Raw genomic sequence first — 21,212 nt, forward strand, 5'->3', positions numbered from 1 at the left:
ATCATATTGCTAACACCAAGGTTGGTGATCAGGCGTTAGCTAACTCTTGATTGAAAATATCTCGCACCTTATCTACTGCCCTTTTGAATTCCCCTTCCTCAGGTGGTTTGGAAATAAAAGTCACAGCATTCAACTCCAGCGCTTTATCTTTAAAATTAGGGTTACCAGAGATTACAATAATTTTGGGTGGCTTCATCAAAGATCGCATGATCTCTATGCCATTGAACTCTGGCATCTCTATGTCCAAAAACAATACATCAGGCTTATCAAGAATAATCCCAGCCGCACCTTTCACGGCATCCTGATAGGTATTAACCAATTCCAAATTTTCGGTTTTATCTGCCAATTGCTTGACCATCAAGATTGATGTTGGGTCATCGTCAATAGAAATAGCGCGTAACTTCATACATAGTTCGTTAAAGGTTGAAAGATCGCTAGAGTATTTTAAAGGGTCAAGTATTTATCGTCTAATGACGAATATCTGTGGTTTAACAACACAAATGCTTACACTAAGTAAAATCTTAGTATTCAAAGTCAAGACCCAATCGATCTTTCATGTCTCGCAGCGCAGGATTCAAATTCGCCATATATTCGAATTTTTCCTTAGATGTGTACAAATTCTTAGCTGTAACTATCTCAGAGACTTCACGTTCCAGTTGGACAAAGGTATTGTCCAGTTTTTTACGGAAATAGCGAATTAATTCAACTTCTATCTTATCAAGAATACTATTTTCCAACTGACTTTCCAGAGTTATCTTGACCGCCTTATCTCCCGATTTAGTCACATTTCTATCCAGTACCAGTTTTTCTGTTTCAGAGGCACCAGCTCCGATTCGTTCGGATTTAAATTCTTCCCAGGCCGCTACCACCTGCTCTTCACTGAACTCAGAATTTCTTTCTTCTAATAATGGCTTAGACTCTTCCTGCTTCTCTGCTTGTTCTTCAGCAGATTTAACTCCCTTATCACGCCTAAATAGACTTGGTGTTTCCTTACTCTCTGCTCCAGGAGCAGTAGGCAATTTAATTTTAGGTGTAGAAGGCGCAGGTTTTGGCTGAGCAGATGAAACAGGTATAGTTGGTGGAGGCGCAGACTCGGCAACAGGAGGCGGTGCACTCTCCGCTTTAGGTGAATTTAATTCACTGCTACTTTTTTTTTTGCCCCATCACCATTGGAGCCGCCAAATTGGCTGAGTTTAATTGCGTTATTCAGCTGAGATAGCTTCATCAAACACAATTCCACATGCAATCGCTGATTCTTACTTTGCTTGTAGTTCAGATCCACCTGATTCATCAAATTCAAACCAGTCAGTAGATAAGATGAGTTCAAGGCGTTGGCTTGCTCCTGGTATTTATCCATTGAGTTCTCAGGAACTTCCATCAACTTAAGTGTATTTGGATTTTTACAAACCAAAAGGTTTCTAAAATGCTCCTGCAATCCTACCAGGAAGTTATGTCCATCAAATCCATTTCTGAGGATTTCATCAAAAAGCAACAAGGCTCCAGACATATCTTCTGCAACGAAGAAATCACACAGCTTGAAGTAATAATCGTAATCAAGAATATGAAGATTCTTGATCGTATTTTGATAGGTTACTTTGCTATCAGAAGAGAAAGTAACAATTAAATCGAAAATGGATAAGGCATCACGCATTGCTCCATCCGCCTTTTGCGAAATCAAATGCAGTGCCTCAGGTTCAGCATCTACTCCCTCCATTGAAGCAATCTTTTGCAATTGCACCACCATGTCATTGATCTCGATTCTATTGAAATCGTAGATCTGACATCTTGAAAGGATCGTAGGGATTACTTTATGCTTCTCTGTAGTCGCCAGGATGAAGATCGCATAAGATGGCGGTTCTTCCAATGTCTTCAAAAAGGCATTAAAGGCCTGTGTCGAAAGCATGTGAACCTCATCTATGATATAAACTTTATACTTTCCTTGCTGAGGAGGATATCTCACCTGATCGATCAGGTTTCTGATATCGTCTACCGAGTTGTTAGACGCGGCATCAAGCTCATAGATGTTGAAATTGTTTGCAGCAGCTTCACCATTCTCAGCCTCAAAACCATTGACCATTCTGGCCATGATTCGGGCACAAGTGGTTTTACCGACACCTCTTGGGCCACAAAACAAGAGAGCTTGCGCCAAATGATTGTTATCAATGGCGTTTTTGAGCGTAGTAGTAATATGCTCCTGGCCTACTACTTCGTCAAACCCTAGCGGTCTGTATTTCCGTGCCGATACTACGAAACTTTCCACGGCGGAAAATTAATTGAATTGGTGGGAATGGTCGAAGGATTTATGAATTAATCTTAAGATAAGTTTTCAACATGAACATTAAGATCACAATCCATCCAATCAGAAACCACGTATCTTTTTATAAAACGGATTAGCTTTAACCTTCTATGACGGACAGACTTCTGTATGGAATTCAACAAGTTGGAATTGGCGTAACCGATGTATTTAGGGCTGAGAAATGGTATGCTCTAATTTTAAAAGCCAACATCAAAGTCATTGAAGATCATAATCCTGCCACTCACATGGCTCCATACATGGGAGGAAAAAGCAGAAACAAGTCGGCCATCATTTTACTAAACCCAAATGGAGGTGGCGGCTTTGAACTCTGGCAACATACAGAACATACTCCTCAACCTCCAAACAGAGTAATTAAAGCCGGAGATCTTGGGATTAACTTCATTTCCCTACATTCAGGAAATTTAGACGGCTTTAGAAATCACCTCGCTCAACATCTTCAAGATTATCAAGACATTTCCGATTCCGAGCTTCTCCTTATTGATCCTTTCGGGAATCAGATTCATGTAAAACAAACAAATGAATTAGCTCCTAAAGTATTGGTAACTGGCGTAAAAGAATGCACAATTGGTGTAGCAGATCTTCAGGCATCTATTCAATTCTATCAGCAGTTTGGCTATAGTTTAACCGAGCAAGTTGATAATGTTGATCTTTTAGAGGCTTCACTTTTTTCTAAAGACAAGTCCTCTGGCCGATTTGGATCATTTTTCGGAAATAGTGCTATTACACTTATTCAAAGAAAGGACAATAGAGGCAACAAAATCTATGAAAACCGATATTGGGGAGACCCAGGGTTCATTCATTTATGCTTTGATGTTTACAATCTAAAATCATGGGTAAATCACTTTAGCAACAAGTCACCATTCACCATATTATCGAATGAAGATTTTAAAATGGGTGAAGCTCAGGGGCATTGGGGATATCTGGAGGATCCAGATGCTACTCTCATCGAAATGGTGGAGGCTCACTACATTCCAATCATTAAAAAGCTTGGTTTGGTTATTAATTTAAAAAATAAATCACCTCACAAAAGTGTCCCAAAATGGCTTATCTGGGCCATGAGACTAAAAAAAGCACGTGTTTAGCTACTTTTACCTTAAACTTTTTAGAAAAAATCTCACAACCCACGCAACTTCCATACGCCTTCGTGCATCTTCCTCATGAAAACCAACTTGAAAATGTTGCGAATTAACAAATCTAACTCTGAAGAAGCTCTACTGCGAGATTGCCGAAAAGGCAAGTCTAGTGCGCAGCAAGCTTTCTATGAGCGATTCGCACCAAAGATGTTGGGAGTATGTATCAGATACATACATGACAGAGAAGAAGCCGAACATGTAATGATCGGTGGAATGGTAAAAGTGTTTGAAAAGCTAGATCAATTCTCAGGAGAAGGAAGTTTGGAAGGATGGGTACGCAGAGTAATGGTTAATGAGTCCCTGATGTACATCCGAAAGAATAAAAACATGTCTCTGGAAGTGGATGTAGAGCATGCGGAGTTTGAACCTAACTATCAAACACTAGAAAAGACACTGGAGGCACAGGATTTGATGAATTTGATTGCTGAACTGCCAGTGGGATATCGAACAGTATTTAACCTCTATGCAATAGAAGGTTATAACCATAAAGAGATTGCTGACACCCTTGGGATCAATGAAAACACTTCCAAGTCACAGCTAAGTAGGGCCAGAAAGTTGCTTCAAACCAGACTGGCAGAAATACAGAATAAAGAATTAAAAGATCATAGTCATGGCAAATAACACAGACAGACTATTTCGGGAAGGACTTGACCAATATGAGGTCACTCCGCAGGCACAAAGCTGGAAGGAGGTTCAAAGTATACTCAATAAGAAGAAAAAAGCGGCATGGCTACCTATAAGCATTGCGGCAGCAATACTCTTACTGATAACTGCTGCTCTACTAGTGAAAAACTATCAGCAAGGCTTAATTATGGATGGACCTCAGGTAGCTGACATAGATTATCCGCAACCAACACTTGATCCAGACAGAATATTAATTCCAAAAAATGGAGTAAAAGTGGAAACACCGGCTGATAAACCTATCACTGCACCTTCTACCAAGCAAACAGTTTTATTCGCAAATAACTCAACTAAGACTGACAAGAAAATAGAAGAAACAGAGCCTATTAAGATGGAAACACTGGAGTTGGTAGCGATTCAAGAAGTAAGATTACAAGAGTTGCCTCAACCAAAATTTAATTACGGCTTTGAAGTAATGACTGTAGAAAAACCAACTGTAAAAATTACTTATATAGCAGAAAACGACCCTGTTCAGAAAAAGAACAAGTTGAATTCACTTATCACTACTATTTCTAAAGACGCATCTCCTATAGAAATACTTGCAGACATCAGAGATGCAAAGGACAATATATTTAGCAGAAACTAAACTCAAAATAAAAGATCATGAAAGCGATAATAACTACTCTTTTGGCGATAGCGCTATTCGCTTTGCCAAAGACCACACAAGCATCGGGAACAGAAGGCGATACGGTAATCATAGAATTGAGCAACAAAAGCAAGATTCTGATCTATACCGAAGATAAGGAAGCACTAAAGGATCTTCAGCAATATGATATCAACCGAATGATTGCTGACCTAAACAAAGCTTTAGGATCTAAGAAAATCGAAAAAGTTGAGTTGCAAGATGAGAATGGCAACAAATACATGAAAGACACCACGCTTATCATTGGAGAAAGTGAAGTAAAAACGAGAATCAAGATTGGCAACCTGGAGCTAATGGTTGATGCTGATGATTGGGATGAAGTAGAAGATGAGTTTGATGATGATCTTCCTGTCACAAGATACAATTACGAGGAAAAATCAATCGACAGAACAAGTCATTTCTTCAATGTAGACATTGGAATGAATAACTGGCTAAACAACGGTGGAAAATTCCCGTCTGCAGAAAATTACACAGTGAAACCATGGGGAAGCTGGTATGTAGCGCTTAATAGTGTAAATCGTACCTGGGTAACTGGACCATTGTTTGCAGAATGGGGATTTGGATTCAGCTGGTACAATTGGAAAATGGAAGATCCCAACATTGTAGCAGAAAAAGGCCCTGACAATATCGAATTTATCGACGTTCAGTTGGCTAACCCTGATATCAGTGGTATCAAAAGCAGATTAACAGCACCATATGTAAATGTATCATTCGTTCCAATGCTTGATTTTGCCAAGGGAAAACGAAAAGTAAAAAACCTTGAAAGAGGTAGCGTGAGCTTCAAGACTTACAAAAAGCAAGGTATTAGATTCGGTGTAGGTGGTTACGCCGGCTACAGAATAGGAGGAAACACCAAGTTCGTATACCGTGAAGATGGTAAGAAACAAAAAGACAAAGACAGAGGAAATTACTACCTGGAGAACTTCAGATACGGCGTGAGAGCACAAGTAGGTTATAAAGGACTAGACCTATTTGCAATGTATGACTTAAACAATGTGTTCACTGGTGTCAGAGGACCGGAAGGAGGCCAGGGATTGCAAGCCATAACATTTGGAATCACCCTGTAGCAATCCGCATACAACATGAAAAGCTGCCTTTGGCAGCTTTTTTTATGCTTTTAGTTTTCCTCTTTTCCCCATTCGGTCAAAGACTTTTGACTTACTCGGATGTCAGAAGATATTTTTTCAAAAGTCGGTCTAGTTAAACTAAACACAAACATTACCACTAAATATAGGCCAGTGAAAAGATGATCTTTGGTCAAGTATAAACCTACCACACTTAGTACAGCCCCAATCTCCAAAATAAAAAATGACCGCATTTTGATAGTGAGATATGACTGAAGTTTCGTTTCAATTTCACCGTCAGGTATGGCTTTTAACTTCTTCTTGGAATAATGTAAGCCAAACCAAATTACCACTGCAACTATCAGACTAAGGACAATTTGCAGCCCAAGTGTAGTGGATTTATCAACTATTGGTGGACTCGGAAATTCATCTTGTGTGTCCAGAAAAGCTATTCCAAAAGGAATGATTGATAGCGCTACAGTTCCATTAAACCATAGATTCAACCTGTTATAAAATCGTTCCCATCTATTGTATTGCCCAGCCATAAATACCTGTAGTTTTTACTTCGCTCAAAACTAATCACAATTCAATTGATAACCTTTTCAATTCATTTCCCGTATATTGATATGATATCATTTTAATATCACTATAAATCAACTAACCTTCACAGTTATGGAATCGAAAGAAAAATCATCTTCACCTATATCGGGTTATGTGGTCCTAACAATTACAATCGCTTTGATACTAGGGTCACTTGGATTATTAATAGCAACCAAGTTCCCTTTATTCGGGATCACCCTCCTATTGGGATTGATAATGACACCAGGTTTTTTCTTCGTCAACCCAAATGGCTCAGTAGTATTGGTGCTATTTGGTAAATACAAAGGCACAGTAAAAGAAAATGGCTTCTTTTGGGTGAATCCATTCTACTACAAAAAGAAAATCTCACTAAGAGCTAGAAATTTTGACAGTGAAAGAGTCAAAGTAAATGACAGCATCGGTAACCCGATATTGATCTCTGTCATTTTAGTCTGGCGAGTAAGAGACACATTTGCTGCTGCTTTCGAAGTGGATGATTATGAAAACTTTGTACGTGTGCAAACTGACGCTGCTGTTCGAAAATTGGCTGGAAGTTATCCTTATGACAATTTTGATGATGCGCAAGCCGAAATTACACTTCGTTCCGGTTTAGATGAGGTGAACGAACATCTGGAGCGAGAAATCGAAGAGCGTCTTTCCATAGCTGGAATAGAAATACTTGAAGCACGAATTGGCTATTTAGCATATGCCGAGGAGATCGCTGGAGCGATGCTTCGCAGACAGCAGGCAACCGCTATTGTTGCTGCTAGACATAAGATTGTTGAAGGCGCAGTGAGCATGGTAGAAATGGCGCTTCACGAAATCAATCAAAAACAATTGATCGATTTGGATGAAGAGAAAAAAGCAGCTATGGTTAGCAACTTGATGGTGGTTCTTTGTGCTGATAAAGACGTTTCTCCAGTTGTGAATTCAGGCACTTTACATCACTAGTCATGAAAGGCAAATTACTTTTCAGTGAAACGCAGCATTTCAAAAACACCATATTCTGGTGGATTGAGGTAGGTGTTGGATTAATCACACTCGGTGGATTAGCCTATGGCATCAGTATAAACCTTTCTCCAGGAGAAGACTGGGTAAATACGCCGTTAGGCAACCCCACCAATATCATTGCTGCAACCATCACTGCAATTGTATTGGGCGGAGTACATTGGTTATTCACCACTATGAAGTTGATAGTAGAGATAGATTCCGAGAACCTCTACTATTCCTATTATCCTTTTGTGAGATCCAAAAAACAGCTTCGAAAAAACGACTTAAAACAAGTGGAAGTTCGCAAGTACAACCCAATTTTGGAGTATGGAGGTTGGGGATACCGAATAAGCGCCAGAAACGGCAAAGCCTATAACATGAAGGGATCGTACGGACTTCAGTTGGTCTTCAACAACGGAGACCGATTATTAATTGGCACCCAAAAACCAGAAGAATTAAAACGAGCGATAGACCAGCTCAAAGACAACTGGAATCAGCATTAAACATGGCTAAAAAGAAACCATTTGTATTACGAATTGATGAAGAAACATTCAAAGCCATTGAGAAATGGGCTGCGGACGAATTTCGCAGCACCAATGGACAATTAGAATGGATGATTCATAAAGCACTCAAGGAGGCTGGAAGATTACCTAAGAAAACAGGCGATTAACCAACCTCTACTTTAATCTTATCAGACAAAGGCTTTCCTACACATAGCAAAACATAGCCTTCTTCCTGCTCCGACTTACTTACACCATGAGCGTCCTCCTGATCAACTTCACCTTCCAGACATTTAGCTCGACAAGCAGTGCAAAGTCCGCTTTGACAGGAATACGGCATATCGATATCCTGATCCAAACCTGCATCTAGAATAGTTGCATCTTTGGATACCTGAACCACGTGCTCCTCACCATCCATGATGATAGTGACCTGACTCTTGTCGAAATCTGAGTTCGAAGATTTTTCCTCAACAACTACAGAAGGAGACGTTTTTCCTGAATCGAAACTCTCCATTCTAATTTTATCTGCCGCAATTCCTAGTAAACCTAATCCCTCAGAAGCGATATTCATCATTGGCTCAGGTCCACAAATAAAGAACTCAGTAGAACTATCTACACTTAGTCCATCAATGATGGATTTCATAGTTTCGGCAGTTGGTCTACCGCTGTGAGCAGCATAGCCATCATTCTCTTCTAAAATATGAACCAACTGGAAACGATCTCCATGTTCGCTTTTCAATTGCTCCAATACCTCTCTGAATACGATATAGTCTTTAGATCTATTACCATATACCAAAGACACTTTACTGTTAGGTTCTTTTAGCAACACCGATCTCAGAATAGAATAAAGTGGGGTGATACCACTTCCTCCTCCAAGGAACACCACATGTCTTGATGCACTTGCATCATAGTCCGTAGTAAACATTCCCATCGGTTCCATGATTTCGATGACATCACCAGCTTTAGCGTGATCATTCAAATAATTTGACATAATCCCACCAGGAACACGCTTTACGGTTACTGCTGGATATTCATCGATAAACGGAGTAGTACACAGGGAATAAGCTCTTCTAACTTTTTTACCTTCTACTTCCTTAATTAAAGTAAGAAACTGACCCGGCTTATAAGAAAAATCACCCTCTGGCTTCTCAAAAACAAGGTTTACTGCTTCTTCAGCAATGTTAACCACCTCACGAATAGTGAAGTTCTGAAATCTACTATCCGTTGTACTCTCTTTTTTCTTTTTCTTGAAAAATCCGAAGGCCATAATTCCTGTGTTTTTAAAAGTCGTGCAAAGGTAAATCTCCTAGTTTTGGCAGACAATGATTCCCTCGATTATTGCCCAATTCCTTTGAAGCAAATCACCAGTGGAAATCATGATCGATAAGACCGAATAACTATCAGATCAATTAAATGGTTTTTATAGTCGTTGGTTATCCGAAACAGCTATTTTTGCAGCTCTAAAAAAACTAACGTCATGCAGTTAAACGATCTTACAGCGATTTCACCAATAGATGGTAGGTATAGAAGTAAAGTGGATGCACTTGCGCCATACTTTTCTGAATATGCTCTAATCAAATATCGAGTTAAAGTAGAAGTTCTTTACTTCATTGCGCTTTGTGAGATCCCGCTACCTCAATTGAAAGAGGTAGATCATGGTGTTTTTGATCAGCTGAAAGCGATTTATGAAAACTTCTCAGAAGCTGACGCTTTGAAGATCAAAGAGATTGAGAAAGTAACTAACCATGACGTAAAAGCCGTTGAATACTTCATTAAGGAGCAATTTGACAAATTAGGCTTATCACAATACAAAGAATTCATCCATTTTGGATTGACTTCTCAAGACATCAACAACACTTCTATCCCATTGTCAACTAAAGATGCGCTGGAAGAAGTATTTATTCCTTACTTGAAGGAAATTCACCAGTTGATTGGTGCTGTGGCTAAGCAGTGGGAAACTATTCCTATGCTTGCGAAAACACACGGCCAGCCAGCCTCTCCTACTCGTTTAGGTAAAGAAATTGAAGTATTCGTTAGTAGAATTTCTGGCCAATTGGATCAGCTAAATGACATCATTTATGCTGCTAAATTTGGAGGAGCTACAGGTAACTTCAACGCACATTATGTGGCGTATCCAGACAATGATTGGCATGCATTCGGCAACAAATTCGTAAGCGAGAAATTGGGACTAAAAAGAAGTTTCCCAACTACTCAAATTGAGCATTATGATCAATTCGCTGCCTTATTTGATGTGATCAAAAGAATCAACACTATACTTCTTGACTTCAGCAAAGACGTATGGCAATATGTAGCAATGAATTATTTCAAGCAGAAAATCAATCCAAATGAAGTTGGATCATCTGCCATGCCACACAAAGTCAATCCTATCGATTTTGAAAATGCAGAAGGTAACTTAGGTATTGCCAATGCATTGTTCGAGCACTTGAGCGCTAAACTTCCTATCTCAAGACTTCAAAGAGACCTAACTGACTCGACGGTATTGAGAAATGTGGGCGTACCAGTTGCACATACTTTGCTTGCATTAACTTCTTTGAAGAAAGGAATTAACAAATTGGAAGTGAATGAGCAAGCGATAAGAAAAGACCTGGATGACAACTGGGCAGTGGCAGCTGAAGCTATCCAAACGATCCTAAGAAGAGAGGCATATCCAAACCCATATGAAGCGCTTAAAGCTTTGACACGAACTGGAGATAAAATCACAAGAGAAACGCTTCATACGTTCATCGAAGGATTGGATGTAAGTGCTAGCATCAAAGAAGAATTGATGCAAATCACTCCATTCAACTACACAGGAAAATAAAAGATCATTGGCAATTATGCCTTCTTACCAGCAAGAAGGTATAATACTGCCATTCGTACAGCTACTCCATTCTCTACCTGATCAAGGATGATCGAGTGCTCAGAGTCAGCCACATCACTGGTAATCTCTACTCCCCTATTGATTGGACCTGGATGCATTATCACAATCTCTTTATTCAAAGACTGCAATAATTGCTTATTGATCCCATAGTAAAGTGAGTACTCTCTTAGAGATGGGAAATATCTCATTTTCTGGCGCTCTAATTGGATTCGAAGCACATTGGCCACATCACACCACTCTAGCGCTTTGCGTATATCCAATTCCACTTTTACTCCAAGATCACCAATGTATTTAGGTAGTAGTGTTGCAGGGCCACAAACCATTACTTCTGCTCCGAGTTTTTGCAAGGCAAAGATGTTCGATAAAGCAACGCGTGAATGCAAGATATCTCCAACAATCACAACTTTTTTACCAGCCACATCGCCCAGCTTTTCTCGAATAGAGAAAGTATCTAATAAGGCTTGTGTAGGATGCTCATGAGTACCATCACCCGCATTGATGATGTTAGCATCTATGTGTTTTGCAAGAAAGTTGGGAGCTCCGGGGCTGCTATGGCGCATGACCACCATATCCACTTTCATCGCAAGAATATTATTTACAGTATCAAGTAGCGTCTCCCCTTTCTTTACAGAAGAGGAAGCAGATGAAAAGTTAATTACATCAGCAGAAAGTCGTTTTTCAGCCAACTCAAATGACAATCTGGTTCTGGTAGAGTTTTCGAAAAACACATTCGCCACGGTGACATCCCGAAGCGAAGGCACTTTCTTTATTGGTCGGTTCAAAACATCTTTAAAATTGTCAGCTGTTTCGAAAATAAGCTGAATCTCCTCTGGAGTGAGGTTCTTAATTCCTAGGAGGTGTTTTGTTTTTAACTGACTCATTCAGCTTCGTTCATTAACCAAATATTGTCCTTTTTTCCTTGCTCTACCAACTCAACCAATACACGCTGAGATGGCATGGTATTCACTTTGCGACCAATATAATCCGCCGCAACAGGTATATCTCTACTGTACATCCTATCGATCAACACCAAAAGCTCAACCTTTGCTGGTCTACCAAACATGGTCATCGCATCCAGAGCAGCTCTAACTGATCTCCCAGTATACAGCACATCATCGATTAAGATGACCTTTTTGTCTTCAATTAAGAATGGAACCTTTGTTTGATTGGGTGTGATCGGCTGATCTCTTCGTCTAAAATCGTCTCTATGAAAAGTAGTATCCAGATATCCAAGATTAATCTTGATGCCTAATACTTTTTCTAACTCTTTTCGGATTCTTTCTGCCAGATAAATACCTCTTGGCTGCATACCAAGAATAACCGTATTTTCGAAATCACCATGATTTTCAATGAGGTGTTGACACAATCGGCTGATTGTGATCTGGAGCAGCTTACTGTTGAACAGGAGACGTTTTTGCATGATCAGATTGGCGCAAATATAAAGGCATCTTCTCGAACCTCCTCAGGTGAGATTTATTTTTTTGATCGCTAATTTGTCTCCTCTTGAAGGTTGTAGGTTATCTTATTGATATAGAAGACTCTTCTACTAGTTCGCCCACCTTCTCCCTGATCATTTTGAATTCGTTGTTCACCATAAGCATACATCACATTCCCATACCAGTTCTTTAAGCCTTCGATCTCAGGATCTTTAGATTTAATCTCATCAGACTGATAAGTGAGTCTTACAGGATTGAATGTTTTACCTTCATACACTTCATTTCCTTTGACAATTTTCGACCGTATAGTATTCTCATCCAGGTACATAAGCACCGTCTTGTCATTGGTATGATTTACCGCAACGTTTTCTTCAAGAGAATATGTCTCTACTCCGTCTACTCCAAAGCTGTTATCCCAGATGATATTTCCATTCCTATCAAAGGCAACAATGATTGCATGGGTATACTTGTACCCCATGAAACTAGGATTATATGAGTTATATCCACCATACGCACCTGTGCCGTATGTCCCTGGAGAGCTGTAAGATGAATATCTTGGGTAATATGCCTCAGCGATCATAAGGTATTCTCCATCTCTCTGAATGATATCATGTACCAACAACCGATAACTAAACTTTGGCTTCTTGCCTTTTTCTTTCTTACGCTCTATTCGATCCTTAATCCGTTGCTCTCTTCGAGAATTCATGTATCCAAAAAAATTGGTCAGATCCGCATAGTAATGGTATTTGGTAAACTGCTGTCTACCATTCACAAATTTGGTTAGGTATAGTCCTCGACTATATTGTGATGGTTTTTTCGAAAATGTTCCTGCGATGTATTGAAATCCACCGTAAAAAGAAGTGCTAGCTCCGTCAACTAAATTCTTCTTTTCCCCCGGCTCTATTATGTTATTTTGAATGAGGTCACCTTCGGATGTAAATGTTTTAGCTCGCATAGTGTAGTGATTATTCCTCATCTTCTCAGACTGCACCACTGTAAACATATGCGCTTCATCATCGATAACTATATCAATGATATCACTCTTGTTGTCATAAAACCCAGGCACCACACGTGGCTTCTGAACATTTAAATTGAAAGTAAGCAATACAGGACGAAAATTAGTATATCCAGACAAGAGAATATTATCATCAATAACTTCAAAGAATGTCAATTGAATAGGAAATACAGTATTGATTTCGATCATCTGAATATTTCCAGTTTCTGCATCCAACTCTAGCAGCAAAAGGTCTTCATTCCGATATCGAGAAGCATTGTATAGTAAGTAATATTTACCATCATGATATTCCGTACCGGTCAGATAGGAATCAAATGGAATAGGAAAAATCCGAGTCCATACCTGATTCAGAGCAGTATCTAATAAATTAAATGTCCAATTGTAGCCATGATCGGTCCGATCTTCTGTTTCGAGATACACCAACAGCCCATTGTCTTCACCGTTGACTATGTCATACTGCATGCTAAAATCATACAGGTTAAATTCGATTCGTCCAGGTTGTACAATAACGGCACTGGTATCCTGATCTTTTTTGCGCTGAGCACTCAGGATCAATACGTTAATAAATAACAACAGAAATAGGGAAGTCTTCACTCTCATAGGACATCTCATAATACAGAATACCTTATACCAACACTAATAAAAAAAAGTATCAACATCTATTGAACAAATGATCAGACCTTTTGATTACAATGTAATAAATATTCAACTCAGGATATTATCTTCCCAATAATGAAAGTTTTAGTAGTTCGGTTTTCCTCCATTGGTGATATTGTACTTACCACCCCGGTCATTAGAAATTTAAAGACCACCAGCGAAGGCATGGAAGTGCATTATGCTACCAAGTCAGGAAATGCTTTTCTTCTACAAGAAAACCCTTATGTAGACAAACTGCATCTCCTGGATGACTCAGGGATATGGAACCTTATTAAGAAACTGAAAAAAGAGCGTTTTGATGTGATTATAGACTTACATCACAATGCAAGAACTTTCTTGATCAAGCGTGCTTTAGGGGTCAAGTCCTATTCAGTAAATAAACTAAACCTTAGTAAGTGGCTGCTAACAACCTTTAAAATCAATAAGCTGCCTAACAGACACATCGTAGATAGATATCTTGACACTGTAAAAGAATTAAAAGTATCGAATGACAATCTTGGTCTAGACTACTTCATCCCAGAAAAAGATGAGGTAGAATTAGAATGGTTACCTGAAGGATATCAACAGGGCTTCGCTGCAGTGATTATTGGAGGTAAATACAACACTAAAAAACTACCCACTTCTCGTCTAATTGAACTCTGTGATAGAATCAACAAACCAGTCGTTTTGATTGGAGGAAAAGAGGACGCTGAAGCCGGTGCCGAAATTGAACAATTTTTCAAGCCGTATGATCAGCCAACTGAATTTGATAAAGGATTGGAGGAACTCGGCAAAAAAACTATCGTATACAATGGCTGTGGAAAATTCAATTTTAATCAATCTGCATCTTTGGTAAAACAGGCCTATTGGGTATTTAGCCATGACACTGGGATGATGCACGTGGCTGCTGCTTTTAAAAAAACAATTTATACCATCTGGGGCAGTACTATTCCTGAGTTTGGGATGTATCCGTATAGAACAAAGTTTACCATCTTTGAAAACAAGAAGATATCGTGTAGACCATGTAGCAAGATTGGATATAACAAATGCCCAAAAGGCCATTTCAAATGCATGAACGACCTGAAATTTGACTTTTACATCCCAGATTAACCCTTTAACATCAAAATGAAAACCCTATATATCATACGTCATGCAAAATCTTCCTGGTCATTTGATTTACCAGATAAGGATCGTCCATTAGGGGTTCGTGGGCGAAGAGATGCACCGCGTGTCGGCGCTCACCTGAGTCAAACGGAAGAAACGCCTGATCATATAATCACAAGTCCTGCGGCCAGAGCATTGAACACAGCCTTAATCATTGCAGATGAGTGGGGTTTTCCAGAGAATGAAATCGAGCTAAGTGAGGAACTATACCACACAGCACCTTCCGAGATTTTAGCTTTTCTGAAAGGACAGAGTGATGACCTGGAGTCTATCGCCATTTTTGGACACAACCCTGGCTTTACTGAGTTAGTGAACATTCTAGGCACTGAATACTTAGACAACCTACCTACAGGTGGAGTCTATGCCTTTACCTTCAGAGCTAAAAAATGGTCCGATATTTCAGAAGATAACGCCGAGAAAAAGGTCTATATCGCTCCAAAAAGACTTCATAGCAAATAAGAGAACTTTCGCTAAATTTCAGAAATGGAAGATTTCCTAAATAGTTTTCCGTACACCTACTATAGAATAGGTATCAGATATGTGATAGCTGCCGGAATCGCTTTTCTCTTATTCTATGTGATTTTTAGAAGGCAAAAGTTCTTCAAAAAGATCCAGGCTAAATTCCCCAAACAAAAAGACTATTATCGAGATTTAGTCTATAGCCTGGTAACTATTGCCATATTCACAGTAATCGCTCATTTGAGTTTTGTGACCTTCAGAAGTTACAACATTTTGATTTATGATTGGAATGCTAAGTCTGGGTGGTACTGGCTACTTACAGTAGCACCCATTTTCGTCATTCACGACTTCTATTTTTATTGGGCACATCGTCTGATGCATCATCCAAAAATTTTCACATCAGTTCATAAAGTGCACCATTTATCAACCAATCCATCTCCCTGGACAGCTTATGCTTTTCATCCATTGGAAGCTGTAATCGAGACGTTAATTATTCCAATACTGGTATTTACTGTACCAACACATCCTTTTATCATTGTGCTGTTCATGATATTCCAGATCATTTACAATGTCTATGGTCATCTCGGATTTGAGCTATTTCCTAGCGGATTTCATAAAACCAAAATAGGCCGGTATATCAACACCTCCGTAGCACATAACCAACATCATAAGAAGTTTACAGGCAACTTCGGTCTTTACACGTTGGTCTGGGATCGATTATTTGGAACCATACGTCAGGATTATGACGATGATTATGAGATGGCTACACGTAAAGACATAAAAAAAGCCGCAGAAGCGGCTTAATTCTTAAAGTATGTATTGACTCAGGTCCTTATTCTTGACCAGTCCACTCAATTTCTCTTCAACCAAAGCACTATCTACCACGATGCGTGCATTTGGCCCTATTGTATCAGGTATTTCAAACAAGATATCATTGAGTAATTTACTCATAACCGTATGAAGCCTTCTGGCACCAATATTCTCAACCTCCTCGTTGATTTGGAAGGCGATTTCCGCTAATCTTTCTAGTGCATCATCCTGAAATGTCAACTCAACATCCTCAGCATTAATCAAAGCAATGTATTGCTTAGTCAAAGCATTTTTTGGCTCCTTCAGAATACTCAAGAAGTCTTCTTTAGTCAAATTATCCAGCTCTACTCTAATTGGGAATCTACCCTGTAACTCAGGAATCAAATCAGACGGCTTACTAAAGTGGAAAGCACCTGCAGCTATAAAAAGGATATGATCTGTATGAACAATACCATATTTTGTATTCACAGAACTCCCTTCAACAATTGGCAGCATATCACGCTGCACTCCTTCTCTACTCACATCTGGGCCACCCTGGCCACCACGTGCATTTCCTGCGATTTTATCTACTTCATCGATAAAAACGATCCCTGTATTTTCAGCCTTCCTAAGAGCCTCTTCTTTCACCTCATCCATATCAATGAGTTTAGAAGACTCCTCTTCAAGAAGAATTTTTCTCGCCTCAGCGATTGTAACCTTACGTTTCTTAGTTTTCTTCGGCATCATGTTGCCCAGCATCTCTTGTAGATTGATCATGGAAGCCTCGTCCATACCTCCACCTATCATTCCCATGCCGGGACTAGCATTTTGTTTGACATCTATCTCGATTTTACGCTCATCCATCTCTCCATCACGGATCTTTTCACGGAATCGCTCACGAGTTTTTTCATTCAGCTCACGCTCATCTTCAGGTTGGTCTTTACCCATTCCAGACGCGTGTGGAGTTGGGGTACCTTTTAGTGGTGGAATCAAGGCATCCAAAATGATTCCTTCTACAATATCCTTTGCCTTCTCCTCAACCTCTTTCTTCTTGGTAGTTTTCACCATATCCACAGCTTGTTCTACCAGGTCACGGATCATGCTTTCCACATCTCTACCCACGTATCCAACTTCAGTGAATTTAGAAGCCTCCACTTTAGTGAAAGGAGCATCTGCCAAATAAGCCAATCTTCTAGCAATCTCTGTCTTACCAACACCAGTAGCACCAATCATCAAGATATTGTTCGGCACAATTTCTCCTTGAATTTCAGACTTCACATTCATGCGTCTCCAGCGGTTTCGGAGTGCAATGGCAACGTTTCTCTTGGCGTCTTTTTGACCAATGATATATTTATCCAACTCGGCAACTATTTGCCTTGGTGTTAAATTCTTGTTCATATGTTATAATACCTTTTTAAAGGAATTAATGTTCGTTTGTAACGTAAAATAGTCGGTTCCTCCAGCTGCATGATAAGTTGCATGAGTATACCGAAGTTGAAATTGTTTTATGGCCAGCTTTAAACCAAAACTAAATCCAGCACCATAACCATTATCATTCACCTTTAGCTCTTGTCTTCGCAAATGATTATATCCCAACAAGAATTGCAGCCCTTCACTAATAATCAGTTCAGTACCTACAGTAATGTGTCTTAAGAATCGATCAGCAATTTCTACTGATTTCGAAGTACTTACATCGTTCGATTCTTGAAAGTAAACATCCTGCTCCACCAGATTATATCCTGTAATTGAGAATCTAAACGGCATATGTTCCGGTTTAATGGAAGTTCCAATCACTACGTCAAATGGCACAGACAAATTAGCTGCGGTGTATTGATTAAATACGAAACCAAAGTTTCTCAAAACCAATCCGATTGTCCAGTCCAGATTTGGTGCACGATATACTCCACCTAAATCTCCCAATATCATCGAAGAACCGTAGCTTGAAATGCCACTTTGCGCATATTTGAGATTCACTCCGAGCGAAAAACTCCCTACAGAGTGACTCTTTCCTACGGCAATCATGAGATCATTTGCCGAAAACTCGCCTTCTACATCTCCATTATCTGCAGTTTGGGTAAAGTCCCCATAGTCCAGATAGGAGATAGCAAAAGACATATTACCAATCCGATCAAACTGATGACTGTAAGCTCCCTGAAATCCAAATATCCCCGAAAAAAACGGACTATAACTCAAGCCGACAGCACCAGTGGCAACTGAATCCAAAACAGATGGATTATCAGTAAACTGCATCACATCACCATCTCCAAGACTCACAACTTTTCCACCCAAAGCAGCATTTCTACCTCCAAACGGAGTATTGACGCTTTGGTAAGTGTTAAACTGAGCCTGCACTGACAAGCTCAGCAGTACGAATATGATGCTAAGTATTCTCAAATATTATTTACCTGATTCTGGCAAGATAAATTCCATCGGCTCTTTGGCCTTTTGGTTGAGTAATGCAATTTCCAATACATCCTCAACTGTGCTTACGAAATGTATCTCTAAACCTTTGATGTACTTCTCATTAACTTCTTCAAGGTCCTTTTTATTTCGCTCGCACATGATGATTTCTTTGATACCTGCTCTTCTAGCCGCCAAAATCTTCTCTTTGATACCACCTACAGGCAACACTTTGCCTCTCAAGGTAATCTCACCAGTCATCGCTAGCTTTTTCTTCACCAATCGCTGCGTGTAGACGGAAGCCAACGAAGTAAGCATGGTTATCCCTGCACTTGGTCCATCTTTTGGAATGGCTCCTGCGGGTACGTGCACATGCAAATCATAATGCTCAAAAACACGATAATCTATACCTAGAGAATCCGCATGTGTCTTTAAATATGACAAGGCAGTCATTGCAGACTCTTTCATCACATCACCAAGCTGACCGGATAAGGTTAATTTACCTTTTCCTCTACTCAGACTAGTTTCAATAAACAAAATATCCCCTCCGGAAGGGGTCCATGCCAGACCTGTTACTACACCAGGCATTTTGTTATCCTCGTAGGCTTCTTTATCAAAGACTTCAGCTCCCAGGATTTTTCTAACTTGATCCTCTGTGATTTTCGCATCATACTCCTCTTCCATTGCTATGGATTTAGCGATGTTACGAATGACTGACGCTACCTTTCTTTCCAGATTTCTTACTCCTGATTCACGTGTATAATCGTTTACTAGTTTTACGATTGCTGATTTATCAAAAGCAACGTCTTTTGCTTTCAATCCGTGCTCTTCTCGCTGCTTTGGAATCAAGTGCTTTTTAGCAATTTCAACTTTCTCCTCCAGCGTATATCCAGTGATATCAATGATCTCCATACGATCTCTCAATGGAGGCTGTATAGACTCTAATGAGTTCGCAGTGGCGATAAACAAGACTTTTGACAAGTCATAATCCACTTCCAGGTAATTATCCTTAAAAGTACTGTTCTGCTCTGGATCCAAAACCTCAAGTAATGCACTGGATGGATCCCCTCTAAAGTCTGAACTTACTTTATCGATCTCATCGAGGATGAAAACTGGGTTTGAGCTTTTAGACTTGTTGATGTTTTGAATGATCTTACCAGGCATCGCTCCGATGTAGGTCTTTCTATGTCCACGGATTTCTGCTTCATCATGAACACCACCTAACGCCATACGCACGTATTTTCTACCTAGTGCGTCGGCAATTGACTTCCCTAAAGATGTTTTACCAACACCTGGAGGTCCATAAAGGCAAAGAATAGGACCTTTCAGGTCATTCTTCAGCTTTCTTACTGCCAAATATTCTAAGATTCTTTCTTTAACTTTTTCAAGTCCAAAGTGATCTCTATCCAATACCTTACGAGCATGCTTTAAGTCGAAGTTATCTTCAGTTCCTTCATCCCATGGTAAATCCACCAACAATTCGGCATAACTCATCGCAACAGGATATTCTGCGGCAGCAGGATTCATTCGACCAATCTTATCTAATTCCTTAGCGAAGTGTTTTTTCACTTCGTCGGGCCATTTTTTATCCTTTGCTTTTTGTCTCAGCGCATTGATTTCCTGATCTGGACCATCCTGACCAAGCTCGTCTTGAAGCACTTTCATTTGCTGACGCAAAAAATACTCCTTCTGCTGCTGATCTATATCCGAGTGCACCTTACTAGCTATCTCCTGCTTCAATTCTAGCATTTGGATATCCTTCAGCATGAACTTCAGTAGCAACTCTGCCCTGGCTTTAGGGTTATTAGACTCTAGAAGCTTTTGCTTATCTGAAACATCTGCATTGACATTACTAGAAAGAAAATGAGTCAGGAAAGTGTAGCTCTGGATATTTTCCAATGCTACCTGAGCTTCTTTAGGAATCTCTGGATTTAGTTTCATCACTTTATAAGCAGCTTCTTTCAAAGAGCTAGTGATGGCTTTCATTTCATCTTCAGTAATATCTTCTTCCTCTTCAATAACCGTGTAAGAAGCTTTGAGGAATGGTTCTTCCTGAAGTGCTTCTACTAATTGAAAACGCTGACGCCCCTGAATTATGATAGTGGTGTTACCATCTGGTAAAACCAACATTTTTAAGATTTTGGCAACTGTACCGATCTCATACAGATCATTAAATGATGCCTCTTCCTTTTTATGATTTTTCTGAGCTACTACCCCGATGATGCGATCACCTTTATAAGCCTTCTTCACCAACTTAATGGACTTATTTCGGCTTACCGTGATTGGAATTACTACTCCCGGGAACAATACCGTATTCTTGATAGGTAGAATCGGTAATTCGTCAGGTAGGTTTTCATCACTTAAAGGACCCTCATCATCTTCAGATACCAACTGAATCAGTTCTCCTGACTCATCATCCAGGTAATCTGTCAATATGATAGGCTCATTGGAATTATCTTCAAACATAAAGTTATATATCGTGTCAATATGGCAGACTTTGCCATTTAATTCAACTTACAAAAGAT

At 39.6% G+C, this 21,212-nt stretch carries 22 protein-coding genes; 11 read left to right on the forward strand and 11 right to left on the reverse strand.

The window, feature by feature from the left end; translation table 11 throughout:
* Positions 1 to 28: 28 nt before the first annotated feature.
* The 3 genes from NXS00_RS08890 to dnaX form a co-directional block, all read right to left on the reverse strand.
* Positions 29 to 406, reverse strand: coding sequence for a LytR/AlgR family response regulator transcription factor (locus NXS00_RS08890; RefSeq protein ID WP_258098814.1), 378 nt, complete (start codon positions 404 to 406; stop codon positions 29 to 31).
* Between the two features lie 115 nt (positions 407 to 521).
* Positions 522 to 1,019, reverse strand: coding sequence for a DUF8493 domain-containing protein (locus tag NXS00_RS08895; protein WP_258098816.1), 498 nt, complete (start codon positions 1,017 to 1,019; stop codon positions 522 to 524).
* A 113-nt stretch (positions 1,020 to 1,132) separates the two neighbouring features.
* Positions 1,133 to 2,260: a DNA polymerase III subunit gamma/tau gene (gene dnaX / locus NXS00_RS08900; protein ID WP_258098817.1), complete on the reverse strand. Its 1,128-nt coding sequence runs from the start codon at positions 2,258 to 2,260 to the stop codon at positions 1,133 to 1,135.
* A gap of 146 nt (positions 2,261 to 2,406) precedes the next feature.
* Here dnaX and NXS00_RS08905 point away from each other — a divergent pair, with 146 nt between their 5' ends.
* The 4 genes from NXS00_RS08905 to NXS00_RS08920 all read left to right on the forward strand — a co-directional run bounded on the left by NXS00_RS08905 (position 2,407) and on the right by NXS00_RS08920 (position 5,841).
* Positions 2,407 to 3,399 carry a VOC family protein gene (locus tag NXS00_RS08905; protein ID WP_258098818.1) on the forward strand — a complete coding sequence of 331 codons (993 nt, stop codon included), beginning with the start codon at positions 2,407 to 2,409 and terminating at the stop codon, positions 3,397 to 3,399.
* A 93-nt stretch (positions 3,400 to 3,492) separates the two neighbouring features.
* Entirely contained in the window at positions 3,493 to 4,071 is a 579-nt protein-coding gene (locus NXS00_RS08910; protein ID WP_258098819.1) for an RNA polymerase sigma factor, read from the forward strand.
* Complete coding sequence (locus tag NXS00_RS08915) at positions 4,061 to 4,717, forward strand: hypothetical protein (protein ID WP_258098820.1); 657 nt, start codon at positions 4,061 to 4,063, stop codon at positions 4,715 to 4,717. Before NXS00_RS08910 ends, NXS00_RS08915 begins: the two co-directional genes overlap by 11 nt.
* 17 nt (positions 4,718 to 4,734) lie before the next feature.
* On the forward strand, positions 4,735 to 5,841 hold the full coding sequence (locus tag NXS00_RS08920; RefSeq protein ID WP_258098821.1) for a hypothetical protein: 1,107 nt from the start codon (positions 4,735 to 4,737) through the stop codon (positions 5,839 to 5,841).
* Positions 5,842 to 5,891: 50 nt separating this feature from the next.
* Here NXS00_RS08920 and NXS00_RS08925 read toward each other — a convergent pair whose 3' ends face one another.
* Positions 5,892 to 6,383, reverse strand: coding sequence for a hypothetical protein (locus tag NXS00_RS08925; protein ID WP_258098822.1), 492 nt, complete (start codon positions 6,381 to 6,383; stop codon positions 5,892 to 5,894).
* Between the two features lie 127 nt (positions 6,384 to 6,510).
* Between NXS00_RS08925 and NXS00_RS08930 the strand changes: the two genes are divergently transcribed.
* Genes NXS00_RS08930 through NXS00_RS08940 form a run of 3 tightly spaced genes read left to right on the forward strand, consistent with a single transcriptional unit; the run spans position 6,511 to position 8,077 of the window.
* Positions 6,511 to 7,368 (forward strand): SPFH domain-containing protein, encoded by an 858-nt coding sequence (locus NXS00_RS08930; protein WP_258098823.1) that lies wholly within the window; start codon positions 6,511 to 6,513, stop codon positions 7,366 to 7,368.
* A gap of 2 nt (positions 7,369 to 7,370) precedes the next feature.
* On the forward strand, positions 7,371 to 7,910 hold the full coding sequence (locus NXS00_RS08935; RefSeq protein ID WP_258098824.1) for a hypothetical protein: 540 nt from the start codon (positions 7,371 to 7,373) through the stop codon (positions 7,908 to 7,910).
* 2 nt (positions 7,911 to 7,912) lie between these two features.
* Positions 7,913 to 8,077, forward strand: a complete 165-nt coding sequence (locus NXS00_RS08940) for a type II toxin-antitoxin system antitoxin (protein ID WP_258098825.1) — start codon at positions 7,913 to 7,915, stop codon at positions 8,075 to 8,077.
* Here the strand turns inward: NXS00_RS08940 and NXS00_RS08945 are convergent.
* Positions 8,074 to 9,174 (reverse strand): ferredoxin--NADP reductase, encoded by a 1,101-nt coding sequence (locus NXS00_RS08945; protein ID WP_258098826.1) that lies wholly within the window; start codon positions 9,172 to 9,174, stop codon positions 8,074 to 8,076. The two genes, NXS00_RS08940 and NXS00_RS08945, sit on opposite strands and share 4 nt — an antisense overlap.
* Before the next feature lie 210 nt (positions 9,175 to 9,384).
* Between NXS00_RS08945 and purB the strand changes: the two genes are divergently transcribed.
* Positions 9,385 to 10,728, forward strand: coding sequence for an adenylosuccinate lyase (gene purB / locus NXS00_RS08950; RefSeq protein ID WP_258098827.1), 1,344 nt, complete (start codon positions 9,385 to 9,387; stop codon positions 10,726 to 10,728).
* A gap of 14 nt (positions 10,729 to 10,742) precedes the next feature.
* Here the strand turns inward: purB and NXS00_RS08955 are convergent, their stop codons facing one another.
* The 3 genes from NXS00_RS08955 to NXS00_RS08965 all read right to left on the reverse strand — a co-directional run bounded on the left by NXS00_RS08955 (position 10,743) and on the right by NXS00_RS08965 (position 13,839).
* Positions 10,743 to 11,669 (reverse strand): aspartate carbamoyltransferase catalytic subunit, encoded by a 927-nt coding sequence (locus NXS00_RS08955; RefSeq protein ID WP_258098828.1) that lies wholly within the window; start codon positions 11,667 to 11,669, stop codon positions 10,743 to 10,745.
* Positions 11,666 to 12,208: a bifunctional pyr operon transcriptional regulator/uracil phosphoribosyltransferase PyrR gene (gene pyrR, locus NXS00_RS08960; RefSeq protein ID WP_258098829.1), complete on the reverse strand. Its 543-nt coding sequence runs from the start codon at positions 12,206 to 12,208 to the stop codon at positions 11,666 to 11,668. Before pyrR ends, NXS00_RS08955 begins: the two co-directional genes overlap by 4 nt.
* Before the next feature lie 68 nt (positions 12,209 to 12,276).
* The gene (locus NXS00_RS08965) at positions 12,277 to 13,839 is read right to left on the reverse strand and encodes a hypothetical protein (protein ID WP_258098830.1); all 1,563 of its coding nucleotides are present in this window, start codon (positions 13,837 to 13,839) and stop codon (positions 12,277 to 12,279) included.
* A 132-nt stretch (positions 13,840 to 13,971) separates the two neighbouring features.
* Here NXS00_RS08965 and NXS00_RS08970 point away from each other — a divergent pair, with 132 nt between their 5' ends.
* From NXS00_RS08970 to NXS00_RS08980, 3 genes are read left to right on the forward strand one after another with little or no spacing between them, the layout of a single operon-like run.
* The gene (locus NXS00_RS08970; protein ID WP_258098831.1) at positions 13,972 to 14,985 is read left to right on the forward strand and encodes a glycosyltransferase family 9 protein; all 1,014 of its coding nucleotides are present in this window, start codon (positions 13,972 to 13,974) and stop codon (positions 14,983 to 14,985) included.
* A gap of 15 nt (positions 14,986 to 15,000) precedes the next feature.
* Positions 15,001 to 15,498 (forward strand): SixA phosphatase family protein, encoded by a 498-nt coding sequence (locus NXS00_RS08975; RefSeq protein ID WP_258098832.1) that lies wholly within the window; start codon positions 15,001 to 15,003, stop codon positions 15,496 to 15,498.
* Positions 15,499 to 15,522: 24 nt separating this feature from the next.
* Positions 15,523 to 16,302 carry a sterol desaturase family protein gene (locus NXS00_RS08980; protein WP_258098833.1) on the forward strand — a complete coding sequence of 260 codons (780 nt, stop codon included), beginning with the start codon at positions 15,523 to 15,525 and terminating at the stop codon, positions 16,300 to 16,302.
* A gap of 3 nt (positions 16,303 to 16,305) precedes the next feature.
* On the opposite strand, the gene hslU is transcribed toward NXS00_RS08980, so the two are convergent.
* Genes hslU through lon form a run of 3 tightly spaced genes read right to left on the reverse strand, consistent with a single transcriptional unit; the run spans position 16,306 to position 21,153 of the window.
* On the reverse strand, positions 16,306 to 17,685 hold the full coding sequence (hslU, locus tag NXS00_RS08985) for an ATP-dependent protease ATPase subunit HslU (RefSeq protein WP_258098834.1): 1,380 nt from the start codon (positions 17,683 to 17,685) through the stop codon (positions 16,306 to 16,308).
* 3 nt (positions 17,686 to 17,688) lie between these two features.
* The gene (gene porQ, locus NXS00_RS08990) at positions 17,689 to 18,681 is read right to left on the reverse strand and encodes a type IX secretion system protein PorQ (RefSeq protein ID WP_258098835.1); all 993 of its coding nucleotides are present in this window, start codon (positions 18,679 to 18,681) and stop codon (positions 17,689 to 17,691) included.
* A 3-nt stretch (positions 18,682 to 18,684) separates the two neighbouring features.
* Positions 18,685 to 21,153, reverse strand: coding sequence for an endopeptidase La (gene lon, locus NXS00_RS08995; RefSeq protein ID WP_258098836.1), 2,469 nt, complete (start codon positions 21,151 to 21,153; stop codon positions 18,685 to 18,687).
* Positions 21,154 to 21,212 lie beyond the last annotated feature (59 nt).

The organism is Marinoscillum pacificum, assembly GCF_024714495.1.
GTDB classification, from domain to species: Bacteria; Bacteroidota; Bacteroidia; order Cytophagales; family Cyclobacteriaceae; genus Marinoscillum; species Marinoscillum pacificum.